Origin of the sequence: Silvania sp., assembly GCF_051656365.1 — a bacterium.
Taxonomy (GTDB): Bacteria; Pseudomonadota; Gammaproteobacteria; order Enterobacterales; family Enterobacteriaceae; genus Enterobacter; species Enterobacter hatchlandensis.
The window spans coordinates 1-22,545 of record NZ_JBOGBT010000045.1; the positions used below are offsets into that span (position 1 = coordinate 1).

The 22,545-nt window shown below is 51.1% G+C and carries 23 protein-coding genes; 14 read left to right on the forward strand and 9 right to left on the reverse strand.

Annotation, left to right across the window (positions count from 1 at the left end; all coding sequences use genetic code 11):
• From rpmB to mutM, 3 genes are all read left to right on the forward strand, one after another.
• The coding region (gene rpmB / locus ACRDD5_RS09565) for a 50S ribosomal protein L28 (protein WP_438676619.1) at positions 1 to 182 on the forward strand (182 nt) is incomplete at its 5' end.
• 22 nt (positions 183 to 204) lie between these two features.
• Entirely contained in the window at positions 205 to 372 is a 168-nt protein-coding gene (gene rpmG / locus ACRDD5_RS09570; protein WP_003024094.1) for a 50S ribosomal protein L33, read from the forward strand.
• Positions 373 to 460: 88 nt separating this feature from the next.
• Positions 461 to 1,270 (forward strand): bifunctional DNA-formamidopyrimidine glycosylase/DNA-(apurinic or apyrimidinic site) lyase, encoded by an 810-nt coding sequence (gene mutM, locus ACRDD5_RS09575; protein WP_271282975.1) that lies wholly within the window; start codon positions 461 to 463, stop codon positions 1,268 to 1,270.
• Between the two features lie 50 nt (positions 1,271 to 1,320).
• Here the strand turns inward: mutM and coaD are convergent, their stop codons facing one another.
• The gene (gene coaD, locus ACRDD5_RS09580) at positions 1,321 to 1,800 is read right to left on the reverse strand and encodes a pantetheine-phosphate adenylyltransferase (RefSeq protein WP_271282974.1); all 480 of its coding nucleotides are present in this window, start codon (positions 1,798 to 1,800) and stop codon (positions 1,321 to 1,323) included.
• An 8-nt stretch (positions 1,801 to 1,808) separates the two neighbouring features.
• A complete protein-coding gene (gene waaA / locus ACRDD5_RS09585; RefSeq protein ID WP_271282973.1) occupies positions 1,809 to 3,086 on the reverse strand; it encodes a lipid IV(A) 3-deoxy-D-manno-octulosonic acid transferase in 1,278 nt (425 codons plus the stop codon).
• A 409-nt stretch (positions 3,087 to 3,495) separates the two neighbouring features.
• Here waaA and rfaQ point away from each other — a divergent pair, with 409 nt between their 5' ends.
• The 6 genes from rfaQ (at position 3,496) to ACRDD5_RS09615 (ending at position 9,860) form a co-directional block, all read left to right on the forward strand.
• Positions 3,496 to 4,566 (forward strand): lipopolysaccharide core heptosyltransferase RfaQ, encoded by a 1,071-nt coding sequence (gene rfaQ / locus ACRDD5_RS09590; RefSeq protein ID WP_438676620.1) that lies wholly within the window; start codon positions 3,496 to 3,498, stop codon positions 4,564 to 4,566.
• A complete protein-coding gene (locus tag ACRDD5_RS09595) occupies positions 4,563 to 5,687 on the forward strand; it encodes a glycosyltransferase family 4 protein (RefSeq protein ID WP_438676621.1) in 1,125 nt (374 codons plus the stop codon). Before rfaQ ends, ACRDD5_RS09595 begins: the two co-directional genes overlap by 4 nt.
• Positions 5,680 to 6,477 carry a lipopolysaccharide core heptose(I) kinase RfaP gene (gene rfaP, locus ACRDD5_RS09600; RefSeq protein WP_438676622.1) on the forward strand — a complete coding sequence of 266 codons (798 nt, stop codon included), beginning with the start codon at positions 5,680 to 5,682 and terminating at the stop codon, positions 6,475 to 6,477. The genes ACRDD5_RS09595 and rfaP overlap by 8 nt, the downstream gene beginning before the upstream one ends.
• A 93-nt stretch (positions 6,478 to 6,570) precedes the next feature.
• The gene (gene waaO / locus ACRDD5_RS09605; protein WP_271282969.1) at positions 6,571 to 7,581 is read left to right on the forward strand and encodes a lipopolysaccharide 3-alpha-galactosyltransferase; all 1,011 of its coding nucleotides are present in this window, start codon (positions 6,571 to 6,573) and stop codon (positions 7,579 to 7,581) included.
• A gap of 110 nt (positions 7,582 to 7,691) precedes the next feature.
• On the forward strand, positions 7,692 to 8,711 hold the full coding sequence (locus ACRDD5_RS09610) for a glycosyltransferase family 8 protein (RefSeq protein WP_438676623.1): 1,020 nt from the start codon (positions 7,692 to 7,694) through the stop codon (positions 8,709 to 8,711).
• A 6-nt stretch (positions 8,712 to 8,717) separates the two neighbouring features.
• Entirely contained in the window at positions 8,718 to 9,860 is a 1,143-nt protein-coding gene (locus ACRDD5_RS09615) for a lipopolysaccharide N-acetylglucosaminyltransferase (protein WP_438676624.1), read from the forward strand.
• Positions 9,861 to 9,891: 31 nt separating this feature from the next.
• Here the strand turns inward: ACRDD5_RS09615 and rfaL are convergent, their stop codons facing one another.
• The 4 genes from rfaL to rfaD are packed head-to-tail and all read right to left on the reverse strand — an operon-like array spanning position 9,892 to position 14,089.
• Positions 9,892 to 11,106 carry an O-antigen ligase RfaL gene (gene rfaL, locus ACRDD5_RS09620; RefSeq protein WP_438676660.1) on the reverse strand — a complete coding sequence of 405 codons (1,215 nt, stop codon included), beginning with the start codon at positions 11,104 to 11,106 and terminating at the stop codon, positions 9,892 to 9,894.
• Positions 11,107 to 11,134: 28 nt separating this feature from the next.
• Positions 11,135 to 12,097: a lipopolysaccharide heptosyltransferase RfaC gene (rfaC, locus tag ACRDD5_RS09625; RefSeq protein WP_438676625.1), complete on the reverse strand. Its 963-nt coding sequence runs from the start codon at positions 12,095 to 12,097 to the stop codon at positions 11,135 to 11,137.
• A 3-nt stretch (positions 12,098 to 12,100) separates the two neighbouring features.
• Positions 12,101 to 13,147: an ADP-heptose--LPS heptosyltransferase RfaF gene (rfaF, locus tag ACRDD5_RS09630; RefSeq protein ID WP_438676626.1), complete on the reverse strand. Its 1,047-nt coding sequence runs from the start codon at positions 13,145 to 13,147 to the stop codon at positions 12,101 to 12,103.
• A 9-nt stretch (positions 13,148 to 13,156) separates the two neighbouring features.
• Positions 13,157 to 14,089 (reverse strand): ADP-glyceromanno-heptose 6-epimerase, encoded by a 933-nt coding sequence (rfaD, locus tag ACRDD5_RS09635; RefSeq protein WP_271282964.1) that lies wholly within the window; start codon positions 14,087 to 14,089, stop codon positions 13,157 to 13,159.
• A 215-nt stretch (positions 14,090 to 14,304) separates the two neighbouring features.
• On the opposite strand from rfaD, the gene kbl reads away from it, so the two are divergent.
• From kbl to ACRDD5_RS09650, 3 genes are all read left to right on the forward strand, one after another.
• The gene (gene kbl, locus ACRDD5_RS09640; RefSeq protein WP_438676627.1) at positions 14,305 to 15,501 is read left to right on the forward strand and encodes a glycine C-acetyltransferase; all 1,197 of its coding nucleotides are present in this window, start codon (positions 14,305 to 14,307) and stop codon (positions 15,499 to 15,501) included.
• A gap of 9 nt (positions 15,502 to 15,510) precedes the next feature.
• Complete coding sequence (gene tdh, locus ACRDD5_RS09645; protein WP_271282962.1) at positions 15,511 to 16,536, forward strand: L-threonine 3-dehydrogenase; 1,026 nt, start codon at positions 15,511 to 15,513, stop codon at positions 16,534 to 16,536.
• A gap of 227 nt (positions 16,537 to 16,763) precedes the next feature.
• A complete protein-coding gene (locus ACRDD5_RS09650; RefSeq protein ID WP_438676628.1) occupies positions 16,764 to 17,798 on the forward strand; it encodes a glycosyltransferase in 1,035 nt (344 codons plus the stop codon).
• Here ACRDD5_RS09650 and ACRDD5_RS09655 read toward each other — a convergent pair.
• From ACRDD5_RS09655 to gpmM, 3 genes are read right to left on the reverse strand one after another with little or no spacing between them, the layout of a single operon-like run.
• Positions 17,785 to 18,750 carry a divergent polysaccharide deacetylase family protein gene (locus ACRDD5_RS09655; protein ID WP_438676629.1) on the reverse strand — a complete coding sequence of 322 codons (966 nt, stop codon included), beginning with the start codon at positions 18,748 to 18,750 and terminating at the stop codon, positions 17,785 to 17,787. The genes ACRDD5_RS09650 and ACRDD5_RS09655 overlap by 14 nt on opposite strands.
• A gap of 3 nt (positions 18,751 to 18,753) precedes the next feature.
• Positions 18,754 to 20,013, reverse strand: a complete 1,260-nt coding sequence (gene envC / locus ACRDD5_RS09660) for a murein hydrolase activator EnvC (protein ID WP_271283095.1) — start codon at positions 20,011 to 20,013, stop codon at positions 18,754 to 18,756.
• 33 nt (positions 20,014 to 20,046) lie between these two features.
• Complete coding sequence (gene gpmM, locus ACRDD5_RS09665) at positions 20,047 to 21,591, reverse strand: 2,3-bisphosphoglycerate-independent phosphoglycerate mutase (RefSeq protein ID WP_438676630.1); 1,545 nt, start codon at positions 21,589 to 21,591, stop codon at positions 20,047 to 20,049.
• A 248-nt stretch (positions 21,592 to 21,839) separates the two neighbouring features.
• Here gpmM and ACRDD5_RS09670 point away from each other — a divergent pair, with 248 nt between their 5' ends.
• Positions 21,840 to 22,271 (forward strand): rhodanese-like domain-containing protein, encoded by a 432-nt coding sequence (locus ACRDD5_RS09670; RefSeq protein ID WP_271282958.1) that lies wholly within the window; start codon positions 21,840 to 21,842, stop codon positions 22,269 to 22,271.
• A gap of 14 nt (positions 22,272 to 22,285) precedes the next feature.
• On the forward strand, positions 22,286 to 22,537 hold the full coding sequence (grxC, locus tag ACRDD5_RS09675; RefSeq protein ID WP_271282957.1) for a glutaredoxin 3: 252 nt from the start codon (positions 22,286 to 22,288) through the stop codon (positions 22,535 to 22,537).
• Positions 22,538 to 22,545: the final 8 nt, after the last annotated feature.

A 22,545-nucleotide genomic window follows, 5' to 3' on the forward strand; every position in this document is an offset into this window, starting at 1 on the left:
CCCACGCACTGAACGCGACTAAACGCCGTTTCCTGCCGAACCTGCACTCTCACCGTTTCTGGGTTGAGAGCGAGAAGCGTTTTGTCACCCTGCGTGTATCTGCTAAAGGTATGCGTGTTATTGATAAGAAAGGCATCGATACAGTTCTGTCCGAACTGCGTGCCCGTGGCGAAAAGTACTAAGTACTTAAAGAGGAAATAAATCATGGCTAAAGGTATTCGTGAGAAAATCAAGCTGGTTTCTTCTGCTGGTACAGGTCACTTCTACACCACCACGAAGAACAAACGTACTAAGCCGGAAAAACTGGAACTGAAAAAGTTTGATCCAGTTGTACGCCAGCACGTACTGTACAAAGAAGCTAAAATTAAATAATTTTAGATTCCTTGTATTGAAAAACCCCGCAATTGCGGGGTTTTTTGCATTCTGCGAATCTCAATTTGTGAATCTCAAGGGAGGAAACATGCCTGAATTACCTGAGGTAGAGACCAGCCGCCGGGGTATTGAGCCGCATCTGGTGGGTGAGACCATTCTGCATGCTATCGTGCGCAACGGTCGCCTGCGCTGGCCGGTATCCACTGAGATCCACACCCTGAGCGATAAGCCGGTTCTCAGCGTGCAGCGCCGGGCCAAATACCTGCTGCTGGAGTTGCCGGACGGCTGGATCATCATCCATCTGGGAATGTCTGGCAGCCTGCGTATTCTGCCGGAGGAGCTTCCGCCGCAGAAGCATGACCACGTCGACCTGGTGATGAGCAACGGCAAAGTCCTGCGTTACACCGATCCCCGGCGCTTTGGCGCCTGGCTGTGGACCAAAGAACTGGAAGGGCACAATGTACTGGCGCATCTGGGGCCAGAGCCGTTGAGCGACGCTTTTAACGCCGCTTACCTGCAAACGATGTGTGCGAAGAAGAAGACCCCGATTAAACCCTGGCTGATGGATAACAAACTGGTAGTCGGCGTCGGTAATATCTACGCCAGCGAATCCCTGTTTGCCGCCGGGATCCATCCCGATCGGCTGGCCTCCTCTCTCTCTGCAGATGAGTACGGGTTGTTGGTTAAGGTCATTAAAGCGGTGCTACAGCGTTCGATTGAGCAGGGTGGAACCACTCTGAAAGATTTCCTGCAAAGTGACGGTAAGCCGGGCTATTTTGCACAGGAGCTGCAGGTCTATGGCCGCAAAGGGGAACCGTGCCGGGTATGTGGTTCGCCGATTGTGGCCTCTAAGCATGCGCAGCGGGCGACGTTTTACTGCCGTCAGTGTCAGAAGTGATCGATTTGCAGGCCGGATACGCGAGCGCTATCCGGTAAGCAGGCAGGAAACTACTTAAGCTTATCCATCAACGCCTGATGCACGTTTGCCGGCAGGAAATGGGTCACATCACCCGCATGACGTGCAACCTCTTTCACCAGCGAAGAGGAGATAAACGACCACTCTTTTGACGGCATCAGGAAGACGCTTTCCAGCTCGGGCATCAGATGGCGATTCATATGCGCCAGCTGCATCTCATACTCAAAATCAGCCACGGCACGCAGGCCGCGGATCAGAATGTTCGCCTGCTGGACGCGAGCAAAATGTGCCATCAGATCGCTAAAACCCACCACTTCAACGTTGGCGAGATGGGCGGTGGCGGCTTGCGCCAGCGCAACGCGCTCTTTCAGGTCAAACATCGGTTTTTTGCTGGGGCTGGAGGCGATCGCCAGGATCACCGTATCAAACATGCAGGCTGCGCGCGTGACAATATCGAGATGACCGTTGGTAATGGGATCGAAAGTACCCGGATAAATCGCGCGTTTTTGCATCACAGTCCTCAATGCGTTTTCGGGGGCAGATAAGGTTCCAGCAGTTGGAGCAGGCGCTGCAGCGCACCCTGATTTTGATATAACACTTCAACGGCGTGACGACCGTAGAAATTACGATAATCCGCATCAGTCAGTAATGAGGAGACCTCTTTGGTCAGGGATGCGGCATCGGTGACCGTAATCAGTCCGCTCGCCTGCTCAAGACGGGCGCAGATATCTTTGAAATTAAAGGTATGTGGCCCCATCAGCACTGGAATGGCGTGTGCCGCTGCCTCGAGTGGATTATGCCCACCGCGCTCAACCAACGAACCGCCGACAAAGGCGAGATCGGCAATGCCGTACAACAGCATTAATTCGCCCATGGTGTCGCCAATCACAACTTGAGTACTGGCGGACGGCACGTCACCCGATGAGCGTGTGCTATAGCTTAGTCCAGCTTCGCGAACGAGGTTAGCGGCATCCGGGAAACGTTCCGGATGCCGCGGCACCAGAATCAGCAGCAAATTAGGGAACTGCTGCAGCAGAGACTGATGCGCGGCGATGATAATACTCTCTTCACCATCATGGGTACTGGTGGCAATCCACACCGGGCGATGCGGCGCCCACTGGCGACGCAAGGTGACGGCTTTTGCTGCCAGCTGCGGCGTCACAGAAATATCGAACTTGAGGCTGCCGGTGACGGTAACCTGATTGTTCTTTGCGCCCAGTTTTACAAAGCGCTGCCCATCTTCTTCATTTTGCGCCGCAATCAGCGTAATGCGACGCAGCAGTCTGCGGACAAATTTACCCAGCTTCTCGTAGCCCGCTGCTGAACGGGCAGACAGGCGTGCGTTAGCAATCACTAAAGGGATTTTGCGTTTATGCAGGGCGGCAATCAGGTTCGGCCAGAGCTCCGTTTCCATAATTAACACCAATTTGGGGTCAACTTTATTCAGAAAACGCGAGAGGGCATCCGGTAAATCATAAGGCAGATAGACGTGCTGAACATCGCTACCGAAGGCAGACTGGACGCGCTCTGAACCGGTCGGTGTCATGGTCGTGACCGTGATCGGGAGATCCGGATAGCGGTGTCGCAGAGCGCGAACTAAAGGGATTGCTGCTAATGTTTCACCCACGGAGACCGAATGCAGCATGATGCCGCCAGGTTTGAGGGGACGACGGTAGAAACCGTAGCGTTCAGCCCAGCGTTTACGGTAGGCCGGGGCCTTACGTCCGCGCACCCATAAACGTATCCAAATCAGTGGCTGGATAAGGTAGAGAAGGGCGGTGTAAAGCAATTCGAGCATAGTAAATCGCTGACTTAGGGATGTGCTGGGAATTCTATGTATTTAGCTGGGCCTTTACCATTACTTTTCCCGTTTTTGAATTAAATAGCCCCGGTGCGGCCTAAGGGATTCAGGAGATAACGTTTTTGGCATTTTTGTGTACTTTCTGCAGGTCTGTGCGTACAGGCATTCATGAGAGTAACAAAACACTCCAGCAACAACCCATCCTCAATACTGCATTTCATTGATTTAAAAGGTAATAACCACGTTTTTGCTCAAGGGCTATTCGTGTCGGATCGTGCCAAAAGAAATGGTACACTAGCACGTAAAAATGAGTGCGATATCAGTAAACAGGTAGCTGTTGAGCCTGGGGCGGTAGCGTGCTTTTTCAGCTTACCTTTATCGGATAATCACAACAAAAGAGTCGCTTGTGGAAAAGCCATTTCGAAAAATTCTGCTCATAAAAATGCGTTTTCACGGAGATATGTTATTAACGACCCCGGTCATTAGTACGTTGAAGCAGAATTATCCTGACGCAAAAATCGATGTGCTTCTTTACCAGGACACGATCCCCATTTTGTCTGAAAACCCTGACATTAATACGCTGTATGGCATAAAGAATAAAAAGGCAAAAGCGGTTGAGAAAATAACAAATTTCGTCAGCTTGATCAGAGATTTACGTGCTAATCAGTACGACCTGATTATCAACCTGACGGATCAGTGGATGGTTGCGCTGCTGGTCAGGTTATTAGATGCATCGCTCAAAATTTCACAAGATTACAGCCATCGTCAGTCTGCATTCTGGCGCAAAAGTTTTACCCATCTGGCTCCGCTGGTAGGGGATAATGTGGTGGAGAGTAATCTGTCCGTACTGGTGCCACTGGGAGTGAAATCCTGGGTGAAGCACACGACAATGAGCTATCCCCCCGCCTGCTGGGAACGTGTGCGCCACGAATTAGATAAAGCGGGCGTCGGAGAGCATTACATCGTTATTCAGCCAACGGCTCGTCAAATATTCAAGTGCTGGAATAATGAGAAGTTTTCGCAAGTTATTGACGCTCTGCATAACCGTGGTTACCAGGTGGTACTCACCTCCGGGCCGGGTGCTGACGATCTGGCGTGCGTAAATGCTATTGCAGGCGCATGCAAATCTGCGCCTGTGACCGCGCTGGCGGGTAACGTGACGTTTCCAGAATTAGGTGCATTGATTGATCATGCCCGACTCTTTATCGGTGTTGATTCTGCCCCTGGGCATATCGCCGCGGCCGTTGATACACCGCTGGTCTGTTTGTTCGGTGCGACGGATCATATCTTCTGGCGGCCATGGTCGAACAAGATGATCCAATTCTGGGCGGGTGATTATCGGCCCATGCCACCACGCGAGCAGCGAGACCGCAACGAAATGTATCTTTCAGCCATTCCTGCAGAGGATGTGATAGCGGCCATTGATACCTTGCTGTCTGATAAAGTGATCCCATCAGCGGAAGATGCCTCCTTATGATCATTGCCTTTTGTTTGTACAAATATTTCCCGTTTGGCGGTTTGCAACGTGATTTTATGCGTATCGCTCAGACCATCGCCGCACGTGGCCATCATGTGCGCATCTATACCCAGCTCTGGGAAGGCGATTGTCCTGACGCTTTTGAATTAATCCGTGTACCGGTAAAATCCCGAACGAATCATGGGCGTAATGCGGAGTATTATGCCTGGGTACAGGCGCACCTGGTCAACCACCCTGTCGACCGTATTGTCGGCTTTAATAAAATGCCCGGACTGGACGTTTATTATGCAGCTGATGTCTGTTATGCCGAGAAAGTGGCACAGGAAAAAGGCTTTTTCTACCGCCTGACATCTCGCTATCGGCACTATGCTGCTTTTGAACGCGCGACGTTTGAACAGGGTAAACCCACCCAGCTTTTGATGCTGACGGATAAACAGATCGCTGATTTTCAGAAGCATTACCAGACAGAAAGCGAGCGTTTTCGTATTCTCCCGCCAGGCATTTATCCGGACAGAAAATACAGCCAGCAGATCCCGAACAGCCGGGAAGTCTATCGCCAGAAAAATGGCATTAGGGAGCATCAGCATTTATTGCTGCAGGTGGGCTCTGACTTTACCCGTAAAGGTGTTGATCGCTCTATCGAAGCGCTGGCGTCATTGCCGCAAAGCCTTCGGCTTAATACGCTTCTCTTTATTGTCGGGCAGGATAAGCCGCGAAAATTTGAAGCGCTGGCCGAAAAGCTTGGAGTACGGGAAAATGTCAGCTTCTTTTCCGGGCGTAATGATGTGGCCGAATTAATGGCTGCTGCGGATCTCTTACTGCACCCGGCCTATCAGGAAGCGGCGGGTATTGTATTGCTGGAAGCTATCACCGCGGGATTGCCGGTGCTGACAACGGCAGTGTGTGGTTATGCGCATTATATTGCGGATGCTAACGGCGGTGCGGTGCTTGATGAACCCTTCCGGCAGACGGCCCTCAACGACATTTTACGTAAAGCGCTGACAGAGCCCTCATTGCGAACCGCCTGGGCGGAAAACGCACGGCAGTATGCCGATACCCAAGATTTGTACAGTCTGCCTGAGAAAGCGGCGGATATCATAACAGGTGGTTTGGATGGTTAAGCTGAAAGAGCCGTTAGCCACTTTATGGCGTGGTAAAGATGCTTTCGAGCAAGTCAAAACGTTACAGGGCGAGGTCTTCAGGGAGCTGGAGACCCGGCGTACGTTACGTTTTGAGCTGGCAGGAAAAAGTTATTTCCTCAAATGGCATCGGGGTACGTCTCTGAAAGAGATCGTGAAAAACCTTCTCTCGCTGCGCATGCCCGTTTTAGGCGCTGACAGGGAGTGGAACGCCATTCATCGGCTGCAGAGCCTGGGCGTCGATACCATGTATGGCGTTGGGTTCGGGGAGAAGGGATTAAACCCGCTGACCCGGACATCATTCATCATTACTGAAGATCTGACCCCAACGATAAGCCTTGAAGACTACTGCGCGAATTGGGCGACCACTCCTCCGGACGTGAAGGTGAAGCGCATGCTTATTGAGCGTGTCGCAACGATGGTACGTAAGATGCATGCTGGGGGCATTAATCATCGTGACTGTTATATTTGCCACTTCCTGCTGCATTTACCTTTTACAGGCCAGAAAGAGGATTTGAAAATCTCAGTTATTGATCTGCATCGGGCGCAGATCCGCAATAACGTGCCACGCCGTTGGCGTGATAAAGATCTGATTGGATTATATTTTTCCTCATTGAATATCGGCTTAACGCAGCGAGATGTCTGGCGGTTCCTGACAATATATTTTGAACAACCTCTGAAAGATATTTTTTCCAGAGAAGGTCAACTCATTCAACAGGCAAATGTTAAAGCCAATAAAATTCGAGAAAGAACAATCCGAAAAGCATTATAATTGTTCATTAGAGTGACCGAAGTACATTAAGCTATCAACGCGCCTCAGGTGTTTATGGATTGTCTATTCACCTATAATGGATAAGAGTTAAATATGTCTCAACTCAGCGACAAAGACGTTATTCTTTCAGTTCACGAATATAACTTCAAAAAAACATCCTCTCAAGATAGTTTTAATATCGCATTTGGTATCGATAAACACTTCCTTTTCGGATGTGGCGTCGCGATTTCGTCGATCTTGTTAAATAATAAAACCATCAACTTTGAATTTCACGTCTTTACTGATTCTTTTAGTGAAGACGATAAATCACGATTTTCAGCTTTAGCGGAGCAGTATCAAAGCTGTATAAAAGTATATTTAATCGACTGCGAAAAACTTAAGTCGCTACCAAGTACGAAGAACTGGAGTTACGCAACGTATTTCCGCTTCATAATAGCTGATTATTTTTATAATAAGATAGACAAGCTACTCTATCTGGATGCTGATATCGCCTGTAAAGGGAGCATTCAGGAGTTAGTTGATTATGTATTTGCAGAGCAGGAAATTGCTGCTGTTGTTTCTGAAAGAGATGTTGAGTGGTGGACAAATCGTGCCCTGAGGCTGACCACACCGGAGCTGACCTCAGGTTATTTCAACGCGGGTTTCTTGCTGATCAATATCAATGAATGGCATAAAAATAATATCTCCAACAAAGCGATTGAGATGCTACGTGTACCTGAGTGGGTGGAGAAAATTACGCACCTGGATCAGGATGTACTGAATGTGCTTCTGGCAGGAAAAGTCAGGTTTATTAATGGTAAATATAATACGCGGTTTAGCATTAACTATGAATTAAAAGAGGGTGTAGACAATCCGGTAAATGATGAGACAGTGTTTATTCATTATATTGGGCCAACTAAACCCTGGCATGAGTGGGCGAGTTATCCGATCTCGAAGAGTTTTTTGCTCGCCAAAGATGCTTCACCCTGGCATAACGTTGACCTCCTTAAGCCAACGAATAGTAACCAATTCAGATACTCGGCCAAGCACAAATTTAATCAAAAAATGTATGTTAAAGGCATCTTAAATTACCTTCATTATTACAAACTTAAAATTATTAAATGAAGGCATATAATAGTTTTGCTACGAAACAGGGTAGCTCACTAACAATGTTGGCCATAGCGTTTTTTATTAAATGATAACGCAACGTTAATGATGGTGAAAGGTAATTAAAAGTGGATTTTAAACAACTCACACAGTTTAAAGATATCATAGTGCTGGACAGGCGTACTGACGTTCGTGATGACCGCGACACGTTTAATATCTCCTGGGGTATCGATAAAAATTATCAGACTGGTGCTGCAATTTCTATTGCATCAATCCTGGAAAATAATAAACAGCAGTCAATTGATTTTACCTTTCATATCATTTCAGACTATCTGGACAATGAGTATATTGCGCTTTTAACACAGTTGGCTGAGCAGTATGGTACCGTCATTAAACTGTATCTTATTGATGCCGAGCCTTTATCGTCTTTGCCTAAAACGAACATCTGGCCAGTCTCAATTTATTATCGCGTGATCTCGTTTGATTATTTTTCTGAACGTCTGGATAAATTACTTTATCTTGATGCAGATATCACCTGTAAAGGCTCTTTGCACGATCTTGCTATGCTGAAGTTTAGCGATGAGTATGGTGCAGTGGTGGTAGATGTGGATTCGATGCAAAATAAAAGTGCGAATCGTTTAAACAATGCAGAGTTTAGAGGGAATTATTTTAACTCTGGTGTGATGTATATCAATTTACAGCAGTGGTTACGATCAAACCTTACTGAAAGGTTTTTCGAGTTACTTGCTGATGATGAACTTGTGAAGAATTTAAAATACCCTGATCAGGATATTTTGAATGTTATGTTCCTCCATCATGTGAAAATATTATCCAGAGAATACAACACAATATACTCGCTGAAGTCTGAGTTTGAGATAAAAGATACCAGCCACTACAAATCGATTATCAGCGATCGCACCGTTTTTATCCATTATACAGGTGTAACCAAACCGTGGCACAGCTGGGCAGATTACCCATCGGCACTCTTTTTCCGTAGGGTATATGAATTATCGCCATGGAAAGCCATCCCTTATCAGACTGCCATGCGAAAACATGAGTACCGTGAAAAATATAAACATTTGCTTTACCAAAAAAACTATATTGGCGGTGTTCTGGCTGCGGTTAAATATAATTTAATGAAGGGTTGATGTTACATGGTTGATAAAATTATATTTACGGTGACGCCCATTTTCTCTATTCCTCCTCGCGGCGCAGCGGCAGTAGAGACATGGATGTATGAGGTTGCACAACGAACCTCAATTCCGAACCGGATTGTGTGTATCAGGAATGAAGGATACGCAGATTTTTCACAGGTGAATGAAAACTGTAGCATCCACCGTGTGGGGTTTAGCCGTATATATAAGCGTCTGTTTCAGAAATGGACGCGACTCGATCCTCTCCCCTATTCGAAACGGATACTGAAGATCGCCAAAGATTTTCCTGTCACCGATCACAGCGTGATCGTTGTGCATAACAGTATGAAGCTGTACCGGCAAATTCGACAACGTGCCCCGCAGGCAAAGGTCGCCCTACATATGCATAACGCGTTCGAACCGAAAGGGCTCGAGCATGATGTAAAAATGATTGTGCCAAGTTTATTTTTGAAGAATTACTATCACTCTTTTCTTCCCGAAGCAGATATTGAGATTGTACCGAATGGGATTGATTTAAAACGCTACCAGTCCGACTCTGCGCCGATATCAAAACCTAAAATCGCGATATTACCTGATGAAAAAGTCATCTTTTATGCCGGGCGTATTGTGCCGGACAAGGGTGTTTTGTTACTTCTCCAGGCGTTTGAACAGCTTATTGCAACGCATAATAATCTGAAGCTGATTGTTGTCGGCGACTATAACGAAGTCAGTAAAACTGATGGGGGAGCCTACCAGCGTGAGGTCAGAGCCGTTGCAGAACGTCTCGCAGACCGGTGCGTTATGACAGGTAGCCTTCCACCCGATCAGATGCATCGATACTATCCGCTGGGTGATCTGGTTGTTATTCCTTCCCAGTTCCAGGAGCCATTTTGCATGGTGGCGATAGAGGCGATGGGGGCCGGAAAACCGGTTCTGGTGAGTACGCGCGGGGGGATGGTTGAGTTTGTTAAGGAAAACGACACCGGCTATCACCTACAAGAGCCGATGACAGCAGAAACCATTGCTCAGGATATTGTGGCCGTTTTGTACAATGCTGAGTTGTCCAACATCGCTAAGCGTGGACAAAAATACGTTTATGAACATTACAGTTGGACTGGCGTGACACAAAGGTTCGAAGAGGTTATTAACGGATGGTTTAACTGAAAAAAAGGCTACGTAACGTAGCCTTTTTTGATCATGCTTTCTTATTTTTCATCGCTAACAGGAAGCCAGCGAAAATACCGAGAAGATCTAACTCTATCTGCTCAAAATTCCCACGGACTATGAAATAGCCGAAGAAAGATAACATGATGATGATATAGGCATTTAATGGCGAGTAGCGGTTCTCTCTAAATGCGTTAGACAGGCATTCTTTAATCACACCAGCATACACTAATAACAGTCCCGCTAGCCCCAGAAGACCCGTGCCAAACCAGACAAATAGCGCCAGATTATGTGGCCCAATAGACTCTCGGGAGATCCATGCAGGGTAATCAACGACGCGTTTATTGTAAACGTCATCATAGGCTTTATTGCCAAAACCATAGCCTATTACCGGATTCTCCATGATGAGGTTCAATGCACTCCCCTGGGTCCCGTTGGTGTAGCGATAGGAGCTGTCTGTTTGCTGCAGTTTAAATGCTAAAGTAGCGGGCATCTCTTTATGTGAAAAAAGTAATGTTACTATAATTGCTGCAGCTATCCCGCCCGAAATAAGTAATTTCCATTGCTTATACAATAAGGTCCAGACCAGACAAACCATCAATACTGCCAGCCATGCTCCACGCGAAAGTGTCCCTAACATCAGGAACAGATACACTGCACCCATAATGAGAAACGCAATACGGTATTTCGCAGATTTTATAAGCCATAAATTTAGCAGAGCGGGAAAAAGAAAGACTAATGCGTCAGAAATGCTACGATGCCTGTAATCCGTAAACGGCATAATGTCATTCTTAAAATCATGATAGTAAGAAACCAGTTCTGTCAGGCATCGCAAACTTAATGCGCAAAGGAATGAAGAAAAAATCAACTTTGCGATAAATTCCTTTCCTTCATTCCGTAGCAATACAGGAAGGGTAAGCGTACATAGCAGCATGTTTTCAATCACCGAGTTAGTGATTGATTTCAGGCTTGCTTTAATATCGGGCGTTTGAAACAAAGATAGTAGTGCTGCAACTGTTAGAAAAACAATACTGCCAAAAAGCAACGTTTTGAAAACAGGGGTGTAATCTCTGAAATGCTTACACAAATACACAATTGTTGTGATTGTCATAAGAATAACAATCAGATGTTTATATCGTGTGATATCATCTAAAAAATAAGTAGCAATAAACAAGAATACAAGTGTTCTGTTCCAGTATAACTGCCAGTTTTTTTTCTCTTTTAAAGAAAATAATGTTTGTATCATCATTGCTCCGACATCTGCATACGAGTTTTTATAGCTTCAACAGTAAACGATCAAATACGGTAGAAGCAGACAAATTGACAAGGCTTCTACTCGCAGAACGACACTCTTCCTGGTTCTTCCCGTAACCACCAATTAAGCCCGGATCCGTTGGCCCATATAATGTAATGTTTGGCCGATCCAGTGCCGCAGTCAGATGACTCAAACCGGTATCAACGGATACAACAACTTTAGCACCCGCCAATACGTGAGCCACTTCTTCCAGACTCATTCGTGGTAAGACATCAACGTAATCAAATCCTTCTGCCAGCCTTTTTGCTCTGGCTTCTTCATGAGCCGCCCCCCAGGGCAGCTTAATGCGTACTCCTGCTTCGCTCAGTAACCCAATTAACTCTCGCCAGTGGGCTTCTGGCCAATGCTTATCGTCCCGGGTCGTGGCGTGTAAAAATACCACATACGGGTTCATATTCGAATTCAGATGATTCAGGAAATGCCGGGCGATGGCATAGTCGCCCTGGGTTTCCGGTTTGGCGTAACCCAGGCTTTTGGCGAACAATTCACGGGTGCGCTCTACGGCGTGCTGCTGTTTAGCAATATGATGGCGATGACGATAGAACAGGCTTGCCAGCGGTTCGCGGGCAGATTGCCAGTCCATGCCATGCTTTTCGCCCCGTGCCAGACGAGTGACCAGCGCGGAACTTTTGGCCAGCCCCTGCGCGTCGATAATCGCATCGTAGTGTCGGGCGCGGACAGTCTCACGAAATGCGCGCCGCTCGGCTTTAACCGGCGCAGAGAACCACGCTTTGCGCCAGCGGCGAATCGCCACCGGGATCACGCGATCTACTGCGGCGTGCCAGGTCGGGATCTGTGCGAAGCCTTCTTCGACCACCCAGTCAAAACGAATATCGGGAATGGCCTGCGTCGCGTCAGTCAGCGCGGGCAGAGTGTGCAGCACATCGCCCATTGAGGACGTTTTAACGATCAGCACACGCATTTGTTACCCTTCTTCACTCAATAACAGTTCATTCAGCTCGTCGAGGACGCGCTGTGGGGTGATGTCGATCAGACTCTGGTGATAACCCTCTGCGGCATCACCTTTACGCACTTTGTGATAACCCGTGATCAGGCGAATGACGCGGGCTTTATGCGACAGCGGCGGGGTAAAGTCGGGGCTGCTCGGGCCATACAGCGCCACCAGAGGGCGGTTCAGCGCCGCGGCAACGTGCATCAGACCGGAGTCGTTGGAGACCACCGCCTTACAGGCGGCCAGCAGGATAACAGCCTGCTCCAGCTGAGTTTCTCCCGCCAGATTACGACACCATGCCTGCTGCTCCATACTTAGCGTGGCGAGGATTTCATTGCCCGCCTCGTGATCTTTCGCCGAGCCAAACAGCACAATCTGATAGCCTTCGTCGATCAGCTGTTTCGCCAGCTCTGCGTAGTGATAGTGCGGCCAGCGTTTAGCTGGACCAAACTCTGCGCCAGGGCAGAAACCAATCAACGGGCGATCGGTCAGCAGACCAAAGGCATTGCAGGTCTGCGATTTCTCGCCTTCATGCACCTGCAGCTGTGGCCACAGCAGCGGCTGCGGCAGGTCTTTTGCGCTGCGCATCACGCCCTGGTCATAGGCCAGCGCGACGTAGCGCTCCACCATCAGCGGCCAGGCGTCTTTATCCAGTACACGCGCGTCATTCAGCAGACCGTAGCGCATTTCGCCGCGCCAGCCGGTGCGGTGCGGCACGCCAGCAAAGAAAGGCACCAGCGCAGATTTAAAGGAGTTGGGCAATACGTAAGCGCGGTCATAGCGTTTTTCACGCAGGTTATGGCCAAGCTTGCGACGTTGAGCAAGTTCCAGCGCCCCGTGACCAAGCGGCATCGGGATCGCTTCGTTCACTTCGGGCATGCGCGATAAAAGCGGACGGCACCACGCGGGTGCCATCACGTCAATTACCGCCTGGGGATAGCGCGCCTTGAGCGTGCGATAGAGACTTTGCGACATCATCATGTCGCCCACCCATGACGGGCCGATCACCAGTATCTTCATGCTTACTTCTTACGCGTCGCGGTTCAGCCAGGCCATATACTCCGTCACGCCTTCGGCAACGGTCCTGAACGGCTTGTCGTAGCCGGCAGCGCGCAGGTTAGTCAGATCCGCCTGCGTAAATGCCTGGTAGCGACCTTTCAGTTTTTCCGGGAACGGGATGTACTCGAGGCTGCCTTTCTGATGGTACGCCAGCGCCGCGTCGGCCACCGCCTGGAACGACTCTGCGCGGCCGGTGCCAAGGTTATAGATACCGGAAACACCGTTCTCCCAGAACCACAGGTTCACTGCCGCCACGTCACCCACATACACGAAGTCGCGCTTGAAGCCATCGCTGCCTTCGAACAGTTTCGGGCTTTCGCCGTTGTTCAGCTGGGTGTTCAGGTGGAATGCTACGCTCGCCATGCTGCCTTTGTGGCCTTCACGCGGTCCGTAAACGTTAAAGTAGCGGAAGCCGACAATTTGCGAATTGGCTTCTGGCAAAATCTGACGCACATATTCATCAAACAGGAACTTAGAGTAGCCGTAAACGTTTAGTGGCTGCTCGTATTCACGGGATTCAATAAAGTCAGACGTGCGGCCGCCGTAGGTGGCTGCAGAAGAGGCGTACAGGAACGGAATTTCATGTTCCAGGCAGTAGTGCAGAACCTCTTTGGAGTACTGATAGTTGTTATCCATCATGTACTTGCCATCCCACTCGGTGGTGGATGAGCACGCGCCTTCATGGAAGATGGCCTCGATATCGCCGAACTCTTCGCCTGCCATAATCTGGATCAGAAAGTCTTCTTTATCCATGTAATCGGCAATGTTCAGATCCACCAGGTTAGCAAACTTGGTGCCGTCTTTCAGGTTGTCCACCACCAGAATGTCAGTGATGCCTTTGTCATTGAGGGCTTTAATAATGTTGCTGCCGATAAAGCCCGCGCCGCCGGTAACGATGATCATAGCTGTAACCTTTGAAGTGTGGAGCCTGGGGAAAATCCCAGGCACTAATACTCATATCATATCATTAGTATGACGACCCTTCAGCCATTCACCGACATCGCGCAGGGGTACACGTGATTTATGCTGCAAAAATGGTAACAGTTAATGTGTCATCTCGTATCGAGGTATAGGTTTGGGTAATATGTTCCGAAATTTGCCGAGTCTGGAGAATTGCAATGCGTGGTGATTTTTACAAACAGTTAAACAATGACCTGGAAACCGCGCGTGCGGAAGGGTTGTTCAAAGAAGAGCGGATTATCACTTCTGCTCAGCAGGCGGATATCACCGTTGCCGACGGCAGCCATGTGATCAACTTTTGCGCCAACAACTATTTAGGCCTGGCGAATCACCCGGCGCTTATCGCTGCGGCGAAAGCGGGCATGGACTCCCACGGTTTTGGGATGGCCTCGGTGCGTTTCATCTGCGGTACCCAGGACAGCCATAAGGCGCTGGAAGGCAAGCTGGCCGCGTTCCTCGGCATGGAAGATGCAATCCTCTATTCGTCCTGCTTCGACGCCAATGGCGGTCTGTTTGAGACTCTCCTCGGTGCGGAAGACGCCATTATTTCCGATGCGCTGAACCATGCATCAATTATTGACGGCGTGCGCCTGTGTAAAGCGAAGCGTTTCCGCTACGCCAACAACGACATGCAGGAGCTGGAAGCGCGTCTGAAAGAGGCCCGCGAAGCCGGGGCACGTCACGTTCTGATTGCCACCGATGGCGTGTTCTCGATGGACGGCGTGATTGCCAACCTGAAAGGCGTCTGCGATCTGGCGGATAAATACGATGCGCTGGTAATGGTCGATGACTCTCACGCGGTTGGCTTTGTCGGCGAAAACGGCCGCGGCTCGCATGAATACTGCGAGGTGATGGGCCGGGTGGACATCATTACCGGTACGCTGGGCAAAGCGCTCGGCGGCGCGTCCGGCGGTTATACCGCGGCGCGTAAAGAGGTGGTGGAGTGGCTGCGCCAGCGCTCCCGTCCGTATCTGTTCTCCAACTCGCTGGCCCCGGCGATTGTCTCGGCCTCCATCAAAGTGCTGGAGATGGTGGAAGAGGGTAGCGAACTGCGCGACCGTCTGTGGTCCAACGCCCGTCTGTTCCGCGAAAAAATGAGTGCAGCGGGCTTCACGCTGGCCGGTGCCGATCACGCCATTATCCCGGTGATGCTGGGTGACGCGGCGGTGGCGCAGAACTTCGCGCGCGAGCTGCAGAAAGAGGGCATTTACGTCACCGGTTTCTTCTTCCCGGTGGTGCCAAAAGGTCAGGCGCGTATCCGCACCCAGATGTCGGCGGCGCATTCCCCTGAGCAAATTGAGCGTGCGGTCGAAGCCTTTACCCGCATCGGCAAACAACTGGGCGTGATTGCCTGAGGACGAGTGATGAAAGCGTTATCCAAACTGAAAGCGGAAGAAGGCATCTGGATGACCGACGTACCGGAGCCGGAAGTTGGTCATAACGATCTGCTGATCAAAATTCGTAAAACCGCCATTTGCGGCACTGACGTGCACATCTACAACTGGGATCAGTGGTCGCAGAAAACCATTCCGGTTCCGATGGTGGTTGGCCACGAATATGTCGGCGAAGTGGTCGGCATCGGTCAGGAAGTAAAAGGCTTTAAAATTGGCGATCGCGTCTCTGGCGAAGGTCACATTACCTGCGGCCACTGCCGTAACTGCCGCGGCGGACGTACGCACCTGTGCCGCAATACCGTCGGCGTGGGCGTTAACCGCCCGGGCTGCTTTGCCGAATACCTGGTGATCCCGGCATTCAACGCCTTCAAAATTCCGGATAACATTTCTGACGATCTGGCCTCCATCTTCGATCCGTTCGGCAACGCGGTTCACACGGCGCTGTCGTTTGATCTGGTGGGTGAAGACGTGCTGGTTTCCGGTGCCGGTCCTATCGGTATCATGGCCGCCGCCGTGGCGAAGCACGTGGGTGCGCGCAACGTGGTCATCACTGACGTGAATGAATACCGTCTGTCGCTGGCGCGTAAGATGGGCGTTACCCGTGCGGTGGATGTCTCCAAAGAGAACCTCACCGACGTAATGGCTGAGCTTGGCATGACTGAAGGCTTTGACGTGGGTCTGGAGATGTCCGGTGCGCCGCCGGCGTTCCGCACCATGCTCGACACCATGAACCACGGCGGGCGTATTGCGATGCTGGGTATTCCACCGTCAGACATGTCTATCGACTGGAACAAAGTTATCTTTAAGGGTCTGTTCATTAAAGGGATTTATGGCCGCGAGATGTTCGAAACCTGGTACAAGATGGCCGCGCTGATCCAGTCGGGTCTGGATCTGACCCCGATGATTACCCATCATTTCTCCATCGATGATTTCCAGCAGGGCTTTGACGCGATGCGTTCAGGCCAGTCAGGTAAAGTGATCCTGAGCTGGGATTAATCGCAAAAACAGGCCGGATTATCCGGCCTGTTCCTCAGGAAAATCGGAAAATATGTAAAGTAATGTTATTTTCAATATTAGGAGAGACATTGGTTTGTTGCATTGAACATTTCATTTATCCGATCCTTCCCGCATTTATCTCGTCTGGTTCGTAAAAATAGTATTTGTAAGCCATAATCATTTGTTCATACAATGGCGGGGTATCCTCAAAGGCATTCGGTAAATGTATGAAGAATAATGCAAATAAACTTAGCGTTATTATTCCATTGTATAACGCAGGGCATGATTTCAAGGCCTGCATGGAATCCTTAATCGCGCAAACATGGAATGACCTGGAAATCATCATTGTTAATGATGGCTCAACGGATGGCTCTGTTGAAATCGCGCAATCCTATGTCGACGCTTATCCCCACGTCCGTTTGCTGCATCAGGCTAATGCCGGTGCTTCCGTGGCGCGCAATCGTGGTTTAGCCGCCGCGACCGGAGAGTATATTGCCTTTGTTGATGCGGATGATCTGGTCTATCCAGACATGTACGAAACGCTGATGAAGATGATGTTGGAAGACAATCTGGACGTTGCGCAGTGCAACTCCGACTGGAGCTACCGAGAAACCGGCAACACCTGGCAGTCAATCCCTCCCGAGCGTGTTCGCTCGACCGGGGTATTAACCGGGCCGGAGTGGTTAAGGATGGCGCTTAAGTCACGCCGCTGGACGCACGTGGTGTGGATGGGCATTTATCGCCGCGAGATTATTATTAACAATAACATTACTTTTATTCCCGGATTGCATCACCAGGATATTGTGTGGACGACTGAGTTTATGTTTAATGCTAAGCGCGCCCGCTATACCGAGCAATCGTTATATAAGTATTTCCTGCATGATAATTCCGTGAGTCGTTTAAAACGACAAGGGGATAAGAACCTTAATTATCAGCGACACTATATTAAAATTACCCGCTTATTAGATAAGCTTAATCGTGAATATGCTGGCCGTATTCCGATTTATCCGGAATTTCATGACCAGGTTATTTACGAAGCGCTGCGCGTATGCCACTGCGTCCGCAAAGAGCCGGATGTCGCGATGCGAAAACGGATGATCGCCGAAATTTATACTTCCGGTATGTATCAACGGATGGTGAGCAACGTGCGCGGCGTGAAGCTGGCGTACCAGGTGCTGCTATGGTCATTCCGCCTGTGGCAGTGGCGCGACAAGACGCAGTCCCAGCGTCGTGTCGCGCGTAAGGCGCTTAATCTACCTTAACAGGGGCGCTGTTGGGGGACTTCCCCCAACCTTGCCACTGGTGCTGCATATACTTAATCAGCATGCTCTGGGCAATACTTTCACTCAACACGCTGAAGAAACGACGGGCGTCGACGGGTTCTAACGATCCTTTCGGCTGGCACACTTTTACGCCAGAGAAGGGATTACGCGGTGCGACGGGTGCGGCATTTTTCGGCGGCGTGCGCTGAGGCGTCGAAGTATCCACCTGCGGTTCATTCAGCAAGCTGCTGGCATGGACCAGGGTAATATCCGCCGGCAGGCTCGGCAGCATCTGCTGTAACACACGAACGGTCGATGGATGTGGGTGACCAATGGCGATTGCCGAGCCCGTCCGGCGCGCCAGCTGTACGGCGCGGTTAAACTGGAACCGGATATCGGCTTCGTTTTGCGTGTCATCGAGGAACACTTTGCGCTTAATCACCTTCACGCCAGTGCCCTGCGCTGCGCGCATCGCCTGGCTGTTGCCGATGGTCATGCTGTCGAGGAAGTAAAGATTGTAGCGCGCCAGCGACTGCATCACCTTCTGCATGCCGAACAGGCTGGAGGTCATGGCGCTGCCCATATGGTTATTCAGCCCCACGGCATAGGGGACCTTGCCGTACGCCTCGCGAATAATGCGCTCGATCTCGCTGCTGCTCATCTCCGGGCGCAGCGTGTCTTTTTCCAGCGGCTGCTTACTGAGCGGTGCCATCGGCAGATGAATCAGCACTTCATGCCCGCTGTTGTGGGCCCTGGTGGCCATTTCGCGGGCGTGAGGCGCGTTGGGCAACACGGCGACGGAGAGGGCGGATGGCATCGCCAGGATCTGATTTTCCGTCTGGGGGCGATAACCGAAGTCATCGATGACAATTGCAAGTTTACCTGCGTAAACCGGCGCCACCAGCATCAGTGCGCTGACGACGGAGAGAAGCGTACGACGAAATTGAAGCAAAACTTATCTTCCCAACCACGGCTGTGGATTGACCGCCTGACCCTGGCGACGAATTTCGAAATAGAGTGACGGGCGGCCCTGACCGCCACTGCTGCCCACCAGGGCGATAGCCTGACCGGCGCGCACCTGAGTGCCGACACTGACCAGTGCGCTCTGGTTGTAGCCGTAAAGACTCATGTCGCCTTTACCGTGTTCAACCACCACCACCAGTCCGTAGCCCTGAAGCCAGTCGGCAAGGATCACGCGACCATCGGCAACAGCTTTGACTTCGCTGCCTTCCGCTGCGCCGATCACAATCCCCTTCCAACGTAGCTCACCCTGCAGCTGTTCGCCATAGCGATGCAGAATTGAACCGCGGACCGGCCAGTAGGCCTGACCGCGTGGCGAGCCCAGGCCGCCGGTACGCGACATCAGCGAGCGCTCGTTTTCGGTCGGTTTGTAGGTGGTGCCTTTGCGGGATGCTTCCTGCTGGCGATCGCGCACGGCCTGCGCTTCACGGGCCTCACGCTCGGCACGTGCTTTTGCCGCCGCTTCTGCGCGGGCGAGGCTGCTACGTAAGCGGGATTCGTTGGCGCGCATTTCACCCAGCTGCGCCTGGCTCTCCTGAATGGAGGACTCCAGTCCGGAGAGGGTTTTCTTACGTTCGTTGCGCGCTTGTTCCAGTTTGGCCTGCTGGGCCTGCTGATCGTAGAGCAGGGTTTGCTGCTGGCTCTGCTTCTCTTCCAGCTCTGCTTTTTGCGTGGTGACCTCTTCGCGAGTCTGCTTAAGCTGCGCGATGGTCTCCTGCCGGGACTGGTTGAGATAGCCGAAGTAGGCCTGCAGACGCTGTCCGCGCTGGCTCTCTTCGCCGCTGAGGATCAGCTGGACGCCGGTGTGTTCACCCTGGCGAAAGGCAGCGTCGAGCTGCGCGGCAAGGTTTTTCTCCTGCGCCGCCCGCTGGCGCTCAAGTTTCGCAATCGACGCGTTCATCTCATCGATCTGCTTATTTAACTGGGCGAGGGTGTTTTGGGTTTCGCGTAGCTTCCGGGCGGCGGCGGAAATGGCTTCTTCCTGCTGCTTAAGCTGGGCAAGCAGAGACGAGCGCTGCTGCTGCTGCTGGCGTACCGCGCGCTCTTTGACGGCGATATCGGCCTGAATGGATTTGAGCTGGTCACGTTCGTCCGCCTGGGCGGATGCCGCGCACAGCAATACGCCAGCGCTGAGTGCGCTGGCGTAGAGCAGGGGCCTGACTGATAACCGAAACGGTTTCACGACCCATGTGATTGAAACAATCGCCTTTCCCCTCATGGGGACGGATTATTCCACGATGAACAGCTGCTTGCCAGTCATCTCTTGCGGGATTTCCATGCCCATCAGGGTCAGCATGGTCGGCGCGATGTCTGAAAGCTTGCCGCCATCAACCGCTTTAACCGCTTTATCACCGATGTAAATCAGCGGTACTGGCAGGTTGGTATGGGCAGTGTGCGCCTGGCCGGTAGCCGGATCGCGCATCTGCTCGGCGTTGCCGTGGTCAGCGGTGATCAGCATCTGGCCGCCAACGGCTTCGATGACTTTCGTTACCTGATCGATGCAGGCATCCAGGGCTTCGATTGCTTTGATTGCCGCTTCCATGACGCCAGTGTGGCCGACCATATCACCGTTCGGGTAGTTACAGATGATGGTGTCATATTTGCCGCTTTCGATGGCGGCAATCAGCTTCTCGGTCAGCTCGGCGGAGCTCATCTCTGGCTGCAGATCGTAGGTCGCTACTTTCGGGGAGTTGATCAGAATGCGATCTTCGCCTTTGAACGACTCTTCAACGCCGCCGTTAAAGAAGAAGGTAACGTGAGCATATTTCTCGGTTTCGGAGATGCGCAGCTGGGTTTTGTCGTGCTTCGCTACCCACTCGCCAAAGGTGTTCGCCAGCGATGACGGTGGATACGCGCACGGCACTTTGATGTCGGCGGCATATTCGGTCAGCATGATGAAATCGAGCTTCACTTCTTTCTTACGGGTGAAGCCGTCGAAATCGGCATTGACGAAGGCGCGGGTGATTTCACGGGCACGGTCAGCGCGGAAGTTCATGAAAATCAGCGCATCGCCATCTTCCATTGCCGCATCAGCCTGACCTTCAGCTCGGATCACGGTCGCTTTCACGAATTCGTCGTTTTCATCGCGGGCGTAAGCGGCCTGCAGCGCGGCAACGGCGGTGTCTGCCTGGAACTCGCCTTTGGCTTCAACCAGCAGATTGTAGGCCTGCTCAACGCGGTCCCAACGGTTGTCGCGGTCCATAGCGTAGTAGCGGCCAATAATGGAGGCCACGCGGCCTTTGCCCAGCGCGGCAAATTTGTCTTCGAACGCTTTCAGGGAGGATTCAGCGCTGCGTGGCGGAGTGTCGCGGCCATCGAGGAAGGCGTGCAGATAGATTTTGTCGGCACCCTGTTTCGCGGCCAGCTCAACCATCGCCATGATGTGGTCTTCGTGGCTGTGTACGCCACCGGCGGAGAGCAGACCCATAATGTGCACTGCTTTGCCTGCGGCAACGGCGTTATCGACAGCGCCCGTCAGCACCGGGTTGGTAAAGAAAGTACGTTCTTTGATTTCAACGTCCAGACGGGTCAGATCCTGATAGACAATGCGGCCTGCGCCGATGTTGACGTGTCCGACTTCAGAGTTGCCCATCTGGCGATCCGGCAGACCCACTTCCAGACCGGAAGCGTCGATCAGCGTGTGGGGACGTGTGGCCCACAGTGCATCCATAACCGGGGTTTTAGCACTGAAAATGGCGTTATCCTGGCTGTCTTCACGGTAGCCATACCCATCCAGAATCATCAGTACCACAGGTTTTTTAGAAACCGACATTGCGACAACCTCTTTGCTCAAAAGACGAAAAATTTGCGTAATTTTACTACAGCTGAATCGATAAAATAGCCGCAGAAGATCAAGAAAATCGCAGGGGCAAGCGTAAGGATAGGTCATTTTGGGTCTTTTTTTTCGTGGCAGGCCGCAGAAAATGGATTAGCTTATTGTCGCTGGCTGTATTTGCCACAGCGCACAGGTATACTCCTGTCCTGGTTTTTTATTCACTCAGTCGGGAGTTGTTACCCCCCATGCAAGAAATTATGCAATTTGTTAGCCGCCACCCCATACTTTGTATCGCGTGGATTGGTTTACTGGCAGCAGTACTGTTCACCACTTTCAAAGGTATTACCTCTAAAGTGAAAGTGATCACCCGTGGCGAAGCAACGCGTCTCATCAATAAAGAAGAGGCGGTGGTTGTAGACCTGCGTCAGCGTGACGATTTCCGTAAAGGCCATATTGCAGGCGCCATTAACCTGCTGCCTACTGAAATCAAAGCCAATAACTTTGGCGAACTGGATAAGCATAAAGACAAACCCATTATTGTCGTTGACGGTAGCGGTATGCAGGCTCAGGAGCCGGCAAATACACTCGTTAAAGCCGGCTTTGAGAAAGTCACTGTCCTGAAGGACGGTATTTCTGGCTGGAGCGGTGAGAATCTGCCTCTGGTTCGCGGTAAGTAAACAGGAGTCAAGTCATGGCCAATATCGAAATCTACACCAAAGCGACCTGCCCGTTCTGCCATCGTGCAAAAGCGCTGCTGGACAGCAAAGGCGTTACCGTTCAGGAACTGCCGATTGATGGCGACGCTGCAAAGCGCGAAGAGATGATTAAACGTAGTGGCCGTACGACGGTTCCGCAGATCTTTATTGATGCGCAGCACATTGGCGGCTGTGATGACTTGTATGCGCTTGATGCGCGTGGTGGACTTGATCCCCTGCTGCGCTAAGGCGTTTT

Bases quoted from the DNA above. Each gene is read 5' to 3' on its own strand.
- rpmG (WP_003024094.1), top strand. From the start codon at position 205: ATGGCTAAAGGTATTCGTGAGAAAATCAAGCTGGTTTCTTCTGCTGGT.
- mutM (WP_271282975.1), top strand. From the start codon at position 461: ATGCCTGAATTACCTGAGGTAGAGACCAGCCGCCGGGGTATTGAGCCG.
- coaD (WP_271282974.1), bottom strand. From the start codon at position 1,800: ATGCAAAAACGCGCGATTTATCCGGGTACTTTCGATCCCATTACCAAC.
- waaA (WP_271282973.1), bottom strand. From the start codon at position 3,086: ATGCTCGAATTGCTTTACACCGCCCTTCTCTACCTTATCCAGCCACTG.
- ACRDD5_RS09595 (WP_438676621.1), top strand. From the start codon at position 4,563: ATGATCATTGCCTTTTGTTTGTACAAATATTTCCCGTTTGGCGGTTTG.
- rfaP (WP_438676622.1), top strand. From the start codon at position 5,680: ATGGTTAAGCTGAAAGAGCCGTTAGCCACTTTATGGCGTGGTAAAGAT.
- waaO (WP_271282969.1), top strand. From the start codon at position 6,571: ATGTCTCAACTCAGCGACAAAGACGTTATTCTTTCAGTTCACGAATAT.
- ACRDD5_RS09615 (WP_438676624.1), top strand. From the start codon at position 8,718: ATGGTTGATAAAATTATATTTACGGTGACGCCCATTTTCTCTATTCCT.
- rfaL (WP_438676660.1), bottom strand. From the start codon at position 11,106: ATGATACAAACATTATTTTCTTTAAAAGAGAAAAAAAACTGGCAGTTA.
- rfaC (WP_438676625.1), bottom strand. From the start codon at position 12,097: ATGCGTGTGCTGATCGTTAAAACGTCCTCAATGGGCGATGTGCTGCAC.
- rfaF (WP_438676626.1), bottom strand. From the start codon at position 13,147: ATGAAGATACTGGTGATCGGCCCGTCATGGGTGGGCGACATGATGATG.
- rfaD (WP_271282964.1), bottom strand. From the start codon at position 14,089: ATGATCATCGTTACCGGCGGCGCGGGCTTTATCGGCAGCAACATTATT.
- kbl (WP_438676627.1), top strand. From the start codon at position 14,305: ATGCGTGGTGATTTTTACAAACAGTTAAACAATGACCTGGAAACCGCG.
- tdh (WP_271282962.1), top strand. From the start codon at position 15,511: ATGAAAGCGTTATCCAAACTGAAAGCGGAAGAAGGCATCTGGATGACC.
- ACRDD5_RS09650 (WP_438676628.1), top strand. From the start codon at position 16,764: ATGAAGAATAATGCAAATAAACTTAGCGTTATTATTCCATTGTATAAC.
- gpmM (WP_438676630.1), bottom strand. From the start codon at position 21,591: ATGTCGGTTTCTAAAAAACCTGTGGTACTGATGATTCTGGATGGGTAT.
- ACRDD5_RS09670 (WP_271282958.1), top strand. From the start codon at position 21,840: ATGCAAGAAATTATGCAATTTGTTAGCCGCCACCCCATACTTTGTATC.
- grxC (WP_271282957.1), top strand. From the start codon at position 22,286: ATGGCCAATATCGAAATCTACACCAAAGCGACCTGCCCGTTCTGCCAT.